This is a genomic window from Rhabdothermincola sediminis, assembly GCF_014805525.1.
Taxonomy (GTDB): Bacteria; Actinomycetota; Acidimicrobiia; order Acidimicrobiales; family Acidimicrobilacustridaceae; genus Rhabdothermincola; species Rhabdothermincola sediminis.
In genome coordinates this window covers 1-14,047 of sequence record NZ_JACFSZ010000027.1, presented here as the reverse complement: position 1 = coordinate 14,047, position 14,047 = coordinate 1, and the positions used below count along the sequence as shown (strand labels likewise).

Annotated in this window: 15 protein-coding genes, 1 pseudogene and 1 riboswitch; of the genes and pseudogenes, 6 read left to right on the top strand and 10 right to left on the bottom strand. The window is 70.2% G+C overall.

Going from position 1 to position 14,047, the window contains the following annotated elements:
• Both HZF19_RS15665 and HZF19_RS15660 read left to right on the top strand, forming a co-directional pair.
• Positions 1 to 402: transposase (locus tag HZF19_RS15665; protein WP_208029742.1), on the top strand; the 402-nt coding region annotated here is incomplete at its 5' end.
• A 350-nt stretch (positions 403 to 752) separates the two neighbouring features.
• Complete coding sequence (locus HZF19_RS15660) at positions 753 to 890, top strand: hypothetical protein (RefSeq protein ID WP_208029741.1); 138 nt, start codon at positions 753 to 755, stop codon at positions 888 to 890.
• 52 nt (positions 891 to 942) lie between these two features.
• Here HZF19_RS15660 and crcB (HZF19_RS15655) read toward each other — a convergent pair whose 3' ends face one another.
• The 4 genes from crcB (HZF19_RS15655) to HZF19_RS15640 all read right to left on the bottom strand — a co-directional run bounded on the left by crcB (HZF19_RS15655) (position 943) and on the right by HZF19_RS15640 (position 4,254).
• Positions 943 to 1,311: a fluoride efflux transporter CrcB gene (crcB, locus tag HZF19_RS15655; protein WP_208029740.1), complete on the bottom strand. Its 369-nt coding sequence runs from the start codon at positions 1,309 to 1,311 to the stop codon at positions 943 to 945.
• Entirely contained in the window at positions 1,308 to 1,658 is a 351-nt protein-coding gene (locus HZF19_RS15650) for a DUF190 domain-containing protein (protein ID WP_208029739.1), read from the bottom strand. Before HZF19_RS15650 ends, crcB (HZF19_RS15655) begins: the two co-directional genes overlap by 4 nt.
• Positions 1,655 to 2,176: a fluoride efflux transporter CrcB gene (crcB, locus tag HZF19_RS15645; RefSeq protein ID WP_208029738.1), complete on the bottom strand. Its 522-nt coding sequence runs from the start codon at positions 2,174 to 2,176 to the stop codon at positions 1,655 to 1,657. Before crcB (HZF19_RS15645) ends, HZF19_RS15650 begins: the two co-directional genes overlap by 4 nt.
• 80 nt (positions 2,177 to 2,256) lie before the next feature.
• Positions 2,257 to 4,254 carry a voltage-gated chloride channel family protein gene (locus HZF19_RS15640; RefSeq protein ID WP_208029737.1) on the bottom strand — a complete coding sequence of 666 codons (1,998 nt, stop codon included), beginning with the start codon at positions 4,252 to 4,254 and terminating at the stop codon, positions 2,257 to 2,259.
• Positions 4,255 to 4,331: 77 nt separating this feature from the next.
• Positions 4,332 to 4,392: riboswitch (Fluoride riboswitch) on the bottom strand.
• Positions 4,393 to 4,540: 148 nt separating this feature from the next.
• Between HZF19_RS15640 and HZF19_RS15635 the strand changes: the two genes are divergently transcribed.
• The 3 genes from HZF19_RS15635 to HZF19_RS15625 are packed head-to-tail and all read left to right on the top strand — an operon-like array spanning position 4,541 to position 7,202.
• Positions 4,541 to 5,749 (top strand): 5-(carboxyamino)imidazole ribonucleotide synthase, encoded by a 1,209-nt coding sequence (locus tag HZF19_RS15635; RefSeq protein WP_235980295.1) that lies wholly within the window; start codon positions 4,541 to 4,543, stop codon positions 5,747 to 5,749.
• Positions 5,746 to 6,240 (top strand): 5-(carboxyamino)imidazole ribonucleotide mutase, encoded by a 495-nt coding sequence (gene purE, locus HZF19_RS15630; RefSeq protein ID WP_208029735.1) that lies wholly within the window; start codon positions 5,746 to 5,748, stop codon positions 6,238 to 6,240. Before HZF19_RS15635 ends, purE begins: the two co-directional genes overlap by 4 nt.
• Positions 6,237 to 7,202: a sodium-dependent bicarbonate transport family permease gene (locus HZF19_RS15625; protein WP_208029734.1), complete on the top strand. Its 966-nt coding sequence runs from the start codon at positions 6,237 to 6,239 to the stop codon at positions 7,200 to 7,202. Before purE ends, HZF19_RS15625 begins: the two co-directional genes overlap by 4 nt.
• A 33-nt stretch (positions 7,203 to 7,235) precedes the next feature.
• Here HZF19_RS15625 and HZF19_RS15620 read toward each other — a convergent pair whose 3' ends face one another.
• Both HZF19_RS15620 and HZF19_RS15615 read right to left on the bottom strand, forming a co-directional pair.
• Positions 7,236 to 8,534: an MFS transporter gene (locus tag HZF19_RS15620; RefSeq protein WP_372443475.1), complete on the bottom strand. Its 1,299-nt coding sequence runs from the start codon at positions 8,532 to 8,534 to the stop codon at positions 7,236 to 7,238.
• A gap of 30 nt (positions 8,535 to 8,564) precedes the next feature.
• The gene (locus HZF19_RS15615) at positions 8,565 to 8,882 is read right to left on the bottom strand and encodes a YrdB family protein (RefSeq protein ID WP_208029732.1); all 318 of its coding nucleotides are present in this window, start codon (positions 8,880 to 8,882) and stop codon (positions 8,565 to 8,567) included.
• Between the two features lie 77 nt (positions 8,883 to 8,959).
• On the opposite strand from HZF19_RS15615, the pseudogene HZF19_RS17605 reads away from it, so the two are divergent.
• Positions 8,960 to 10,109: pseudogene (locus HZF19_RS17605) on the top strand (Rv3169 family protein).
• A 78-nt stretch (positions 10,110 to 10,187) separates the two neighbouring features.
• Here the strand turns inward: HZF19_RS17605 and HZF19_RS15605 are convergent.
• The 4 genes from HZF19_RS15605 to HZF19_RS15590 all read right to left on the bottom strand — a co-directional run bounded on the left by HZF19_RS15605 (position 10,188) and on the right by HZF19_RS15590 (position 13,873).
• Positions 10,188 to 10,820 (bottom strand): hypothetical protein, encoded by a 633-nt coding sequence (locus HZF19_RS15605; RefSeq protein WP_208029730.1) that lies wholly within the window; start codon positions 10,818 to 10,820, stop codon positions 10,188 to 10,190.
• Between the two features lie 185 nt (positions 10,821 to 11,005).
• Complete coding sequence (locus tag HZF19_RS15600) at positions 11,006 to 12,253, bottom strand: D-alanyl-D-alanine carboxypeptidase family protein (protein WP_235980298.1); 1,248 nt, start codon at positions 12,251 to 12,253, stop codon at positions 11,006 to 11,008.
• Positions 12,254 to 12,341: 88 nt separating this feature from the next.
• Positions 12,342 to 13,196, bottom strand: coding sequence for a hypothetical protein (locus HZF19_RS15595; protein WP_208029728.1), 855 nt, complete (start codon positions 13,194 to 13,196; stop codon positions 12,342 to 12,344).
• A 17-nt stretch (positions 13,197 to 13,213) separates the two neighbouring features.
• Positions 13,214 to 13,873 carry a TetR/AcrR family transcriptional regulator gene (locus tag HZF19_RS15590; RefSeq protein ID WP_208029727.1) on the bottom strand — a complete coding sequence of 220 codons (660 nt, stop codon included), beginning with the start codon at positions 13,871 to 13,873 and terminating at the stop codon, positions 13,214 to 13,216.
• Positions 13,874 to 14,047 lie beyond the last annotated feature (174 nt).

Genomic DNA, 14,047 nt, shown 5'->3' with positions numbered 1-14,047 from the left:
CAAGCCGACCAGCTCGCCCGCATCCGCCGCAACCGAGGCGGGATCTGGCGGGCCTACGAGATGAAAGAGCAGTTCCGGGCCATATTCGCCGGCGACCTCACCCGCGACGAAGCCGCCGAACTGTTGGACCGGTGGTGCGCTCGAGCCCAACGCAGCCGGCTGGCACCGTTCATCAAGTGCGCCCGCACGATGCGGCACCGCCGTGACCTGATCCTCAACGCCGTCGAGCACGGCATCTCCAACGGTCGCGTCGAGGGTCTCAACACCAAGGTCCGCCTCATCGTGCGACGCGCCTACGGCTTCCACTCCGCCGACGCCGCCCTCGCGCTCGTCATGCTCGGCGCAGGCCCCATCGACCTCAAGCTGCCACACGAACACCCACCCGCTCAGGCCGCCGCATGACCCACATCACCGTCAGGAGAGCCGAACTTCGGCGGATCGGGGCGGACGGGCTGGTACCAGGAAAACGGGTCTGACCTGCCCGTTTGTCCATCGGCCCTGGTCAGCGAATCAGGGCTGATCGAATTCCCAAGCTGAGAACGCGGGTTCGATTCCCGTCACCCGCTCCAATGCAAAGGCGCAGGTCAGCCCCGGTTTCGGCACCCTGGCGACCGGCCCGTAGAGGTGGGATTCGGTGCAAATGCCGCCTGCCGTGGGACCTCGCCTCGACCACCCGATCCGCGTCTCATGGCGGCGAAAGCGGCCGACGACGACCACGGCCCCGGATAGGTTTGGGGTCTGACGAGGACCACGTGTACCGGCGCTGGTTCGACGCACACCGGGTCGACGCTGCGCTCCAGCGCCCGGACTTCCACGTCTACGACAGCGCGACCGGTGCGGACGGAGTCACGCTGCTGCTCCGCTCCTTCCACGACCGGCTGGCCGGATGATACGCATCGGTGCAACCGGCAGGCGGGAGCACCCTTGCCCTCCACCATCCGATCACAGCCCACCCGCCGCCTGGAGCCCCAGCGCCGCGGCGCCGAGGCCGACGCCCACGGTGAGCACCGCGTACGCACCCGCCTGACGCCACGCTCCTTCCTCCGCCAGCCGGGCCATCTCGAAGGTGAACGTCGAGAACGTCGTGAACGACCCACAGAACCCGGCACCGAGCACCACCTCGAGGTCCGTCGGGAAGGCGTGGTAGAGCAGCAAGCCGGTGAGGAAGCCGAGGAGGAACGAGCCGCTCACGTTGACCACCAACGTGCCGAGCGGCCACTGGCGTTGTGTCCGCTGCTGGATGAAACCATCGAGCAGGTACCGCGAAGGAGCACCGATGGCGCCCGCCACGGCGAGCCCCACCCAGATCACGGGCGGTCTCCGGCGGTGCGGCCCACATACTTCACCACCTCGACTTCGTCGAGGATGACGAGCCCTTCGGCGATCATCTCGTCCAGCTCCGGCAGGAAGGCCTCGATGCGCTCGGCGCTGTCGACGATCACGATGGCCATGGGCAGATCGCTCGACAGGCTCAGAACCCGGCTGGTGTGGATGTGGTTCGACGCTCCGAAGCCCTCGACGCCGCGGAACACGGTCGCACCGGCGAGCCCCGCGGCGTGGGCGCGATGCACGATCTCGGTGGCGAGAGGACGGTGGCCCCACTGGTCGGACTCGCCGATGAGGATCGTGAGCCTCGTGCTGGTGCCTTGCAGTCTCATGGTCGTTCCTTCCTTCCTGGTCGGTCGTGGTGCCGGTGTGGGACCAGGCGACCGGTCAAGATCCCCAGCCAGGCCGCGACGAGGCCTCCGAGAAGGCTGGCCACGACGTAGCTCCCGGCCACGACGGCGTGGCCATCGTCGATCAGGCGCACGCTGTCGACCGCGAACGTCGAGTACGTGGTGAACGAGCCCAGCAACCCGATGGCGAGGAACGGCCGGGCATAGCGCGACGGGGGGAACCGCTCGATCAACAGCACGAGGATGAACCCGAGCACGAAGGACCCCGACAGGTTGATGGCCAGCGTGACCGCCGGCAGCTCACCGGCGTGGACGGGGAAGAGCCGGCCCAGCCCGTAGCGAGCGCACGTGCCGAGCGCCCCACCAGCGGCGATCGCGGCGAGGACATCCGGGCGCTGATGGGGACGGCGCCGGTGGCGCCGGGTGATCGCCGGGCGTGCGGCGGCCAACCCCAGATCCGGGTCGATCGGGACAACGGGATCGTCCTGGGATCGTGCCACTGCCGCACCACCTCCCCAGTCGACCGCTAGCCGTCAGGACCCGTCATCACCTCCCATGGTTGCATCGACACGACGGGGTGTCAGTTTGCGGCTTCGTCGTCGCGCACCGCGGCGTTGCCCTTCGCCGTCATCCGCTGCGCTGGCAGCCAGTGCCGGCGGCGCTGAGCCAGGCTCTGCACGGTGGTGTCCGGAGCGGGGTCGTCCAGGCCGAGCAGGTCGGCTGCCTTGGGGATGCTGACTCGCTGCGAGGGGTAGATCCCCCGGTGCGAGGAGAACACGTAGGACACGACACAGGCCACGGCGAAGAGCACGAACGGCCCGGTCCCGAACAGCTCGGCACCCATGACCGCGCAGGCAACGGGCACGTTGGCCGCACCGGCGAACACGGCCACGAGCCCGATGGCTGCCATCAACTGCGGATCCACCCCGAGGACGTGCCCCATCGTGACCCCGAGCGTGGCCCCGATGACGAACAGCGGGGTGACCTCGCCGCCCTGGAATCCCGAGCCGAGCGTCACCGCGGTGAACAGGAACTTCCACCCGAACGCGAACGCGACCACCCCGGCACCGCCGGCGAGCGAAGCGGTGACGAGCGGCAGCGACAGCCCGTTGTAGTCGCGGTTGCCCACCAGGTAGGTCAGCCCGATCACCGCGAACCCACCGATGAACGGCCGCAAGGGTGGCCACACCGACCACACGGAGAAGACCCGTCGGATGCCGTGGGCGAGTTCGGCGAAGAACAGCGCTGTCAGCCCGAACGCGAGCCCAGCGACGACCACCTTGCCCACCAGGGCTGCCGAGAGCTCGATGTCGGCGATCGCGGGGACGGGTGTGTGGTTCACGCCGAGGCCACGCACCACGAGGTCACCGACGAGCGAAGCGGCGACCGCCGGAACCAGGGCGTCGTAGCGCATGCGCCCGATGCTCTGGACCTCGAGTGCGAAGACGAACCCCGCCACCGGAACGCCGAACACCGCACCGAAGCCACCGGCGAGGGCCGCGATGAGCATGATGCGACGATCCTCGGCGCTCAGGCGAGCGATACGCGAGAACCAGTCGGTGAGACTCCCTGACATCTGCAGCGCCGTGCCTTCGCGGCCCCCCGAGCCCCCGAACAGATGCGTGACCTCCGTGCCGAGGTACACCAACGGAGCCATCCGCCGAGGGATCCAGGACTTGGGCGCATGGATCTCGTCGAGGATCAGGTTGTTCCCGGCCACCGCGTCGCCACCGCCGTAGTGGTACACGAGACCGATGGCGAGGCCGGCGAAGGGCAGCAACCACAACAGCCACGGGTGGTCGATGCGGATGTCGGTCACCCAGTTCAGCGTGGCGAGGAACAGCGCCGACGACAGGCCGGCGAGCACGCCGACGACCGCGCCCAACACGATCCACTTCACCAGGTGGGCCACGATCCTGCCCTGCTCCTCGATGTCGAGGTGCGCCAGCCCCCGGATCGCCGAGTAGAAGAGCCGAAAGCGATGGTGCCAGCGACGCCGGATGAAGCGGTCCTGCTCCGCGATGTGGGCGACCGCTTCGGAATCGGACGTGTCGAAGTCGCACCAGTCGCACACCGGCGCCGAGGACCATTGATGGCAGGACGGGCAGGTCATGAACACCTGGTGCCCAGCGACACCACCATCGGCTCCCGAGACGGCACCGGAGGTGCGCCGGGCACGTCCGGGGGGCCGCAAGCGCGCCCGGAGCGAGGCCCTCCTCGCTGACCGGTGCTCCCTCCCGTGCCGGCGGTGCGACTCGTGTGCGGCAACGGCCACCTCGTCGGCCACGTTGAAGTCGCACCATTCACACAGACCGAAGCGACTCCATCGGCCGCACGCCGGGCACGTCATGAACGCGGGGTGCCCGTTGTCCACCAGCCACTTCCGGCGGGCGTGGCCCTCGCGACGCAACACCAGCTGTTCGCGGCGGCTGGCCTGCACCGCGCCGGCGGCATCGGCGTCGTCATAAACGTGGCCGCACCACACGCACTGCGGCCCGGGCGATTCCAGGCCACACCGATCACAGATCCGGCCCCGGGCGATGGGCGGCGAGCCGGGCGGGACGTCACCCTCCGACATCCGTCGAACCTCCAGAGACTCAGGCCCGTCCGGCAACACCGGGCGAGGCGAACCTACGACCGACCCACGGAATGAATCGGTCAGTAGGAGCCATCAGCCAGGTGGCGGTCAACGGCGAGCCCCATCGCCGGGCCGCACTTTAGAACGGGGGTCGAGAGGCAGTCCACCGTTCTCTTCCGCCGGCACCGGAGATCTCGTGGCGATCCTCACCAGCCGCCTTCCCCGCTTCTACATACGAACTATCACTCGTGAGTTTCACTTGACAGATTGGCCCGCCCGGACCACTATGCGAACTGTGTTACGTCAGTTGAAACAACCGAACTCAAGCTCAGCGGTTACGGCGATCGGGGTGATCGGCGGTGGCCAACTCGCCCGGATGATGGCTCATGCTGCGACCACCCTGGGCTGCCGTCTGATCGTGCTCGCCGAGCGGTTCGACACCAGCGCCGCGGGCGTCTGCGAGCTCGTAGTGGGCGACTGGCGCGACCCTGACACCGTCGTCGGTTTCGCAGCCGCATGCGATGTCGTCACCTTCGACCACGAACTGGTCCCGCCACCGGTGCTCGACGCCCTCGAGGCCTGCCCCACCAGGATCTTCCCGTCACCGGCCGCCATGCGCCGTGCCGCGGACAAGCAGCTCCAGCGAACGGTGGCCAGCTCGGTCGGGCTTCCCGTGCTCGCGCACCGGGTCGTGAGCGATCCGGCCGAGCTCGAGCACGCCGTCTCCGAGCTCGGGTTGCCGGTGGTCGCCAAGCGGGCTGGCGGAGGCTACGACGGCAGGGGTCTGACCTGGCTGCGCACTCATCGGGACGTCGCCGCCTTCCAGGCCGGGGGCATGACGGGCGAGCCGGTAATCATCGAGCCCGAGCTCGACCTGACCGCGGAGCTCGCGACCACGATCGCCCGGCGCCGCAACGGCGAGCACGTGCTCTACCCGGTCGTGCGCACCCACCAGGTGGACGGCATCTGCCACACCGTCACTGCGCCCGCGACGGTCACCCGGCCGATCGCCGACACGCTCTACGACGCGCTGGTCGCGATCGCGGAGGCGCTCGACCACGTCGGAGTCCTGACCATCGAGGCGTTCCTGGTCGACGGCCAGGTGTACCTCAACGAGCTCGCTCCCCGTCCACACAACAGCGCCCACTACACGATCGACGCCTGCACGACCTCGCAGTTCGAGAACCACCTGCGCGCCATCCTCGACCTGCCACTCGGCGATCCCACGATGTTCGTGCCGGCCGCCGCCATGGCCAACGTCCTCGGCGTGCATGACGGGCCCACGGACCTTCCCTCCGTCGATCTGCCGGCGCGCACGTCGGTGCACCTCTACGGGAAGCACAGCCGTCCAGGCCGCAAGCTCGGCCACGTCACCGTCACCGGGCGGGATCCCGCGGCGGTCGAGCGCACGGCGCGCTCGGTCGCCGAACGTCTCGCCCACACCTGGCGCGCCTGTCCCCCTGCCCTCACCTGGCGCGAACAGGTGACCGCATGACCGTCGCCGTGATCATGGGCAGTGACTCCGACCTGCCGACGATGCAGGCGGCGATCGAGCTCCTGACCGAGCTGGGTATCGAGCACGAGGTCGCCGTCGTGTCGGCCCACCGCGATCCCACCGGCATGGTGGCCTACGCCGAACAGGCCGCCGATCGGGGCATCGAGGTGATCATCGCCGGTGCCGGAGGTGCCGCTCACCTCCCAGGGATGGTCGCGTCCTGCACCCATCTCCCGGTCATCGGCGTGCCCGTGCCGCGGCCGCACCTCGACGGTGTCGATTCGCTGCTGTCCATCGTGCAGATGCCCACCGGGATACCGGTAGCGACGACGGCCATCGGCGACTCCGCCAACGCCGCGCTCCTCGCCACTCGCATCCTGGCACTCGGCGACCCGACGCTGCGAGACGCGCTCATCCAGCGTCGCCACGCACTCCGGGCACGGGTTGAGGCGAGCAACGCCAAGCTCCGGACGCGGCTCGAGGCGCCATGAGCGAGATGCTCGAGCTGGCCCGCACCAACCTCACCGCGGTGCCGGTCCTCGCCTTCGCTCTCGGGGTCATCGCGGCGCGGCTGCGCAGCGACCTCCGCCTCCCGCAGGCAGTCGGGGCGTTCCTCTCCGCCTACCTCCTCCTGGCCATCGGCCTGAAGGGCGGGGTGGCACTCGCCCGCACCGGCGTCGGCGAGATCTGGGCGCCTGCCCTGGCCACCCTCGCCGTCGCGGCCACCCTCCCCCTCGTCACCTACGCCACCTTCCGACGCCTCGGCCGCTTCGCCGTCGCGGATGCCGCCGCGCTCGCGGCCCACTACGGCTCGGTCTCCGCGGTGACCTTCACCGCCGCGGTGGCCTTCGTCGCGGCGGCCGGCGCGCCGTCCGAAGGCTTCCTCCCCGCGCTCGTCGCGCTCCTCGAGGTTCCCGGCATCGCCATCGCGCTCGTGCTGGCACAGCGTCACGGCAGCGGCGCCGAGAGCCTGCGCGCCGCCATCCACGAAGTGCTGAGCGGCAAGAGCGTCATGCTCCTCGGCGGGGGTCTGGTGATCGGAGCCGTCGCCGGCCCCTCCGGAGCGGCAGCGGTCGAGCCGTTCTTCGTCGGGCTCTTCCCCGGGCTGCTGGCGCTCTTCCTCCTCGACCTCGGCACCCTCGCGGGCGAGCACATGGCCGCGATCCGCAAGGCTGGCCGCTTCCTGGTGACCTTCGCGCTCGCCGCGCCCCTGGCATTCGGCATCGTCGGCGCCGGCGTCGGCACCCTCGCCGGGCTTTCCACCGGTGGGGCGGCGGTGTTCGCCGCCATGGCCGCCAGCGCCTCCTACATCGCCGCTCCCGCCGCAGTCCGGGTCGCGCTGCCGGCTGCCAACCCCGGCATCTACCTCACTGCGTCCCTCGCGCTCACGTTCCCGCTGAACCTCACGATCGGGATCCCCCTCTACTACCAGGTGGCGACGGTCCTGACCTGAGACCGAGCCCGCCACGTGCGCACGGCACGAAGGTCAGCTCTCGAGGTCGATGTCGCCGGGGACCACCGACCGCTCGTGCTGCGGATGGGTCTCGTACATGCGCACCGCGACCACCAGGCCGGAGACGGCCGTGACCGCGGCGACGGTCCCGATCGCCGCGGTGAGCCCCATCAGGTCCGCCACCACTCCCGCGAGGACCGCACCCACGGCGAACCCGCTGTCCCGCCAGAGCCGGTACACCCCGACGGCGCGCGCCCGCCATGACGGGTGGGCGACATCGCCGATAGCGGCCAGCAGCGTCGGGTACACCATCGCCGTACCGGCACCGAGCATCACCGCGCACGGGGCCCAGACCCAGAACCCGGTGGTGGCCGCGATGAGGGCGATGGCGACCGCTTGGGTCAACATGCCGCCGGCGATGAGCCACTTGCGCCCGATCCGGTCCGACAACCCTCCGGTGAGGAGCTGCCCGAATCCCCAGACCGCGGGGTAGGCCGCGGCGAGCACCCCGATGCGAGCCACCGAGAGCCCGTTGGCAGCGAAGTACAGGGGAAACAGACCCCAGGCGAGACCGTCGTTGAGGTTGTTGACCAGCCCGGCCTGCGAACAGGACGACAGCGCCTTCTCCCGGAACGAGGTGATGACGACGATCTCCCGAGTGGAGAGCCCACCGTGCAGCTCGGCTGGCGCGGTGTGGCTGGCGGCTTCATGCTTGGCGTGGCCGTGCGTCTCGCGCACCACGATCGCGGACAGCGCCAAGCCGAGACCGGCGTACACGAGTCCGAGGTAGAAGGGCGCAGGGCGCAAGCCGTGGCTGGCGGCGATGAACCCGGTGGCGAGCGCGGTGAGGGCGACGGCCAGGTAGCCGGCGGCCTCGTTGAACCCCATGGCCAACCCCCGCTTGGCCGGGCCCACCAGGTCGATCTTCATGATGATCGTGGTCGACCACGTCAACCCCTGGTTCACACCGAGCAACACGTTGGCCACGACCACCCATGCCCAGGACGGCGCCCAGATGAGCAGCAGCGGAACCGGCAGCCCGATGAGCCAGCCCGCGACGAGCACCGGCTTGCGACCGAAGCGGTCGGACAGTGCGCCGGCGAAGAAGTTGGTGGCCGCCTTCACCGCCCCGAATGCGACGATGAAGGTGAGGGCGCTGGTGATGGCAGCCAAGCCGAAGACCTGCTCGGCGAGCAGCGGCAGGACGGTGCGTTCCTGCCCGACCATCCCACCGACCAGCGCGTTCACACCGACCAGCAGGAGGAACTGGGCCAGGTTCTCTCGCAGGCCCAGACGGACCGCTGGAGATGTGGCGGTCACCCCTGCGGAGATGGGCTTGCGTCCACTGCCCGCCAGGATGCATCAGGACTCGGCGGTGCGGGTCACCCGGAGCGCAAGCGCGACCCCCAGGGAAACGATGGTGAAGGTGAGGCCGGCGCCTGCCCAGCCCCTCACCACCAGAGCGAGGCCGACCGCCCCGAACAGGCAGGCCTCGACACCCAGCCGCCAGGGGTCCGGGAGCCGGCGAGGCGCCTTGGGGGCGATCAGCGTCCCCCAGAGAACCGCCATCGCGACCGGAAGGACGACCGCGAGCACCCAGGAGACCGACCACCCCACGAACGCGAGCGCAGCCAGCGAGCCGAGCTCGAGCAAGAACCTCAAGGCCGGCAGGAGCCTCATCGGAGGATGATCCGCAGACCCGGCCGAAAGGTGCAAACTCCACCGGCCCGACCTGTCCTCTCCCTAGGCTCAGCCGGATGAACCCCATCGGCGAGCTGCTCCCGTCGGACGAGTCGTTCACCCACCAGGTCGTGGACACCTTCGCCGTGGTGGGCACCAGCGACCCGGCGTGGACCGAGAAGGTGTGCGCCATGGCCATGGCCCGCGACGGCAGCCTGCAGATCGGCTTCGGCCTCGGCAAGTACACCAACCGCAACGTGATGGACGGCTACGGCGCACTAAGCCGCGGGGCCGAACAGCTCACCGTGCGGGCCAGCAGGCGACTCGCACCCACCCCCGAGCTGACCTCCGTCGGCCCGCTGCACTACGAGATCGTCGAGCCGATGAAGCGCATCCGCTTCCGGCTCGAGGAGAACAACTGCCAGCCCATCAGCTTCGACTGGCTCTTCGAGGCCGCCGTTCCTGGAGGAGCGCACGCACCTGCGCAACCAGTACCGCACCTCGGCGGAGCTGGTGCGCTACCACCAGACCGGCACCGCATCGGGATGGATCCGCGTCGACGGCGAGCGCATCGAGATCGACCCCTCGTCATGGGTCTCCACCCGCGACCACTCCTGGGGGGTGCGCTACGACGTCGGCGTCCCGGCTCCCGATCTCGAGGGAGCGTCGTCGCAGATCCCGCTCGGCGTGGGCTTCATGATGATCTGGTGCCCGGCACTGATGGAGCGCGCCGACGGCTCCCGCTACGCGCTGCACCTGCACTTCACCCGCTTCACCATGCCCGGCTTCGATCAGACGTCCGTGACCGCCGGTGTCGAACATCCCGACGGTCGCCGCGAACCGATCGTGGCCATCCGGCCGGAGCTGCGCGTCGACCCCCGCAACCGTCGGCTGCTCGGGGCAACGCTGCTGGCCACGATGGACGATGGTTCCGAACGACCACTGACCATCGAGGTGCTGAGCGACACGGGCGTGCAGCTGGGTGCAGGCCTGTACTTCGGGTTCGACGGCCACCACCACGGCGAGTTCCGTGGCGAGCTCCACATCGACGGCGAGCGCATCACCGACTGCCGAACGCCGGAGAACGCCCGCCGGCTGCACCAGATCCGCGACACCGCGGTGCGCATCCACGACCCGGTGGGGGGCGGCACCGGTTGGGGCAACTGCCAGCCCATCGTCGCCGGGCCCTGGCCCGAGTTGGGGCTGGACGACGACGGTTGGCTCTGACGCGCGCTGCCGCCCGGCCTCCGAGACGGAGCCGGGCGGCGAGCGGATCGTGCAGGTGGGACGGCGTCGGGAGCCCGGTCACTGCTCCTCGTCCATCGAACCCTGCGGTTGGACGTTGCGTGGCTGGAGGGTGAGCGACTTCGTCGCGGTCTTCCCATCCTCGCCGTAGGCGGTGAGCAGGAAGGTGTGCGAGCTCGAGCAGTTGAACGGCAGGCTGGTGTCGCCGTTCGCCGGGTAGGTGTCGTAGATACCGGGCCCATCGATCGAGATCGTGACCTTCACGGCGTTCGTCGTGGTCCAGCTGGCGGTGAACGTCTGGAAGTTGCCGTTGTGGCAATCGATGCTGTCGGGGGTCTGGAAGCTGACGATCGCCGGCGCGCTTGACGAGGGTTGCGGCGTTTGAGAGCCCGAACCGCCACCGCTGGAAGCCTGGCCACCACCGCTCTGCCCGCCCGGCTGGCCTCCAGCCTGGCCCGCGGGGCCTGCGACGCTGTTGCTGTCCTGCCCCACCACGGTCGTGGTGCTCAGGCCAGGCAGAGTGGTCGTCGCGCCGGCCTGTTCGGTCTCGGTCTTTGTGCTCCCGCAACCGATGAGCAGGCCGGCGGCAGCCACGGTGGCCACGGCCGCCAGGCCGAGGGCGAGCCGGCGGCTGCCCTGGTGGGCCGGCCGCGCATCGGTGGGAAGGGTGGTCGGATGGTGGAGGTCGCTCATGGTGGGCTCCTGTCTCTCGGCCCGAGCCCGGGCGGCTCGGTGATGCGACACCTGACCGTTCAGGCGAGCGCCGCTTACGGGACCCGAGCGTGACCTTCGTCACACACCTTACGCGGCTCGCTACACGGGCACCATCCGCCCGGACCCGTGTCCCGGGCCGATGCAAGGCTCGATGGGGAGTCCGCTCAACCTCCGCCGACCGACCAGTGCCAGGGCTCGCTCGGCAGGTTCACGAAACCGAAGCGGCCGGCGTTCGCAGCCAGCCACTGGAATCCCGTGCTGCTCCGCGACAAGGTACGGCCGCCTTCGGTGAAGTCGATGGCGAGCCCTTGCTCGTGCTTGGAGGCACCCGGCCGAGCGGTGGGTGGCCGGCACTGCTCCGCGGGCATCTGGTAAAGGGCGTACTCGCTCGAACCACAGTGCTGCCGCCGGAGCTCGATCTGGCGGGAGATGTCGCGGTACCCGGTGCCCGACAGGACGATCCCATCGGCAGCCGCAGCGGCCAGCATGGATTCGGTCTGGCCGGCGATGCTCGCGGCCACCACGATCCCCCGCACGTTCGCCAGCGCGATCGGACCGGACACGGGGATCGGGGGACCTCCGCCCGACCCACCGCCGGCAGCCGGGGATGCCGACATGCGCCGGAGCCGTTCAGCGAGCTCGGCTTCGCGCCGGCTGATCTCCGCCGACAGCTCTCGATCGGTCTCCTCCAGCGCGGCAGCCTCGCCGAGGCGGGCGTCGAGGCGCTGCTGGACCTGCGCAGCGAACTGCGCCTGCTGGGCCCGAGCGGCCTGCACCTCGCCGAGCTGCTGCTCGGCGACGGCACGTCGCTGGCGCGCCTCCTCGCTGGCGCGCTCGGCCCGCTCCCGCAGCTCTTCCAGCTCGTGCTGCGCGGCGCGCAACTCGTCGAGCAGATCGGCGTCACGACCGGATCGCAGATCGAGCAAGGTGCGCTTCTGCAGTGCCTCACCGGCACTCGCCGCCCGGAAGCTGTCGAAGAGGTCCTCGCCGGGCGGGTTGACGTATGCGGCCACCGCGAAGCCGGCGATCTCTTCGCGAAGACGCTCGATCTCCGCTTCCTTCTGCCGCTCCGCTTCCCGGGCCTCGGCCGCCTCACGCTCCGCCTCGCCAGCCGCGCGGTCCGCATCGGCGAACGCCGCTTGCTTGCCCCGGAGGTTCTCGTCGAGCGCCGCCAGCGCGGCGTCGACCTCGGCATCCTCGGCGCGAAGGGCGTCGACCTGCGTGGCCACCTCGGCCCGCTTGCTCCGGATTCGGTCGCGCTCGGCCCGGGGGTCCTTCGAAGTTTGCTGCGCGGCGGCGGGGATCGCGGCGAGGGCGATCAGGCCGGCGGCCAGGACGCCGATGATGGGACGCCGGCGGGCCGGCGGCAGCGGGTGGCGGCGGGCTCGCCCGCCGACACGGCCCGGCAACATTCGCAACACGTCCGTAACACTAGTCCAGGTGGCCCAGGGAGGTGCGAATGCCGGAGGCGGCCGGGCTCTGCGTCACGCTCCGGACCGGTCACGGTGCGGCGACATCGCCGAACCGGAGGAACTGGATGTCGGCTGCCCGCCAACGGCCGTCATCACCGCGCCGCATCTCGAGCCTCCACAGGCGGGCCCGCCCGTCGTAGTCCTCCCGCTCGATCACGGCTCCCGTGGCCCGATCGACCACATCCCGCCCGGTGTAGGTGTCGGCGTATCGCAGGATCACCGTGTCGGGCGCGGGACGCTCGTCCAGCGTGACTCCGAGGATCCGGTAGCCGTGCACCTCGATCCTCCAACCCTCTCGCTGGAGCTGGGTGAGCAGCTCGACGACCCGCTCGGTGGTCGGCGTCCCGGTGACGTAGATCTCGGCCGCGAGCGTGGGGTCCGGATGGCGAACGAGCCAGCCCTCGTAGAGTTGAGCCTGGCGCCAGATCCGTTCGAAATCGTCGCCGCTGGTGTCGATGCGGGGCGGATCAGGGGCGTCGAGCCGAGTCGGCACCGACGGGGGACTGGAACCCGTCACCCCCGGCTGCGACCCGGCTGCTCCGCCGACTCCTCCGAGCCGATCCGGCGTGGTGGAATCCGGGTCCGGCCCGGCATCACCCGGCGATTCGTCGAAGCCGAGGCTCTGCAACCAGCCGGCCCGGTCGCCGGGCTCTCGTGCCGTCGAGCGGAGCACGACCGCGACCGCTGCCGCCACCACCACGAGCGCCGCGGCCCCAGCCGCGATCCGCCGCCGAGTCTGGCGCCGATGCCGTGCCGCCTGCTCGGCCAGCGTCTGCTGCTCGGCGTGCTGGCGCGCCTCCTGCAGGCGCTGCCGCTCCGCCTCTTTCTGGGCGAGCCGCTGGCGAGCACGCTCCCAGGCTGCGGCCTCCGGGTCGTGCCCCACCGTGACGCCACCCGAGCTCAGGCCACCGGCTCGGAGACCGAGCTCAGCCCGAGGACGTGCCGGCACTGCGCGATGAGCTCGAGGATGAGATCGAGGTCGGATGTCGGTGACGTGGTGGTGAACCGACCGAAGAGCAGCTCATGGTCGAGCGTGGCCGAGACCAGCTCGAACATGAGGTCCGACGAGCGCGCTGGGTCGGCGCAACCCAGCTCGCCGGCACGGCTGAGGAGGAAGCGCTTCTGCTGCTCGGCACAGAACTGCATGACCTCCACCCGCTCCCGGCGGAACCGCTCGTCCGTGGTCGCCGCGCACAACGCCGCTCGGAACAACGCTGGCATGCGACGGTAGGCGGCGACGTTGAGCCGCACCGACTCGTCGACGAAGTCCTCGACTGGGTGACCCTCCCAACGGACGGGATCGCAGAACGCTCGCACCACATCACTGATGCGGCGGTCGATACGGGACACGAGCTCGTAGAGGACCCCGTACTTGTCGTCGAAGCGGGCGTAGAACGAGCCGACCGTCCGCCCGGCCCGGCCCACGATGTCGGACACCGTGATCTCGTCGAACGGCTTCTCGTCGAGCAACTCCCTCGTCGCGGCGACGAACCGCTCGAACGTCTCCTGGCTGCGGGCCTGCCGCGGCGCCCGGACCCAGTCCATCTCTGGGGTGTCCATCGACCAGAGCGTACCGGGCCGCCCCCACGCCGTCAGCGGGAGTGGCGCTAGGACTGTGCTGAGCAAGGCGCCTTCGTGGGGTGGAGGGCGGCCGTCGGTCGTGGGAGGGGCGTCGTGTCGTCGGAGGGCGAGCGGGTCGCGGTGCGGGCAGATCGAAGGGCCGGGTTGAGGTGT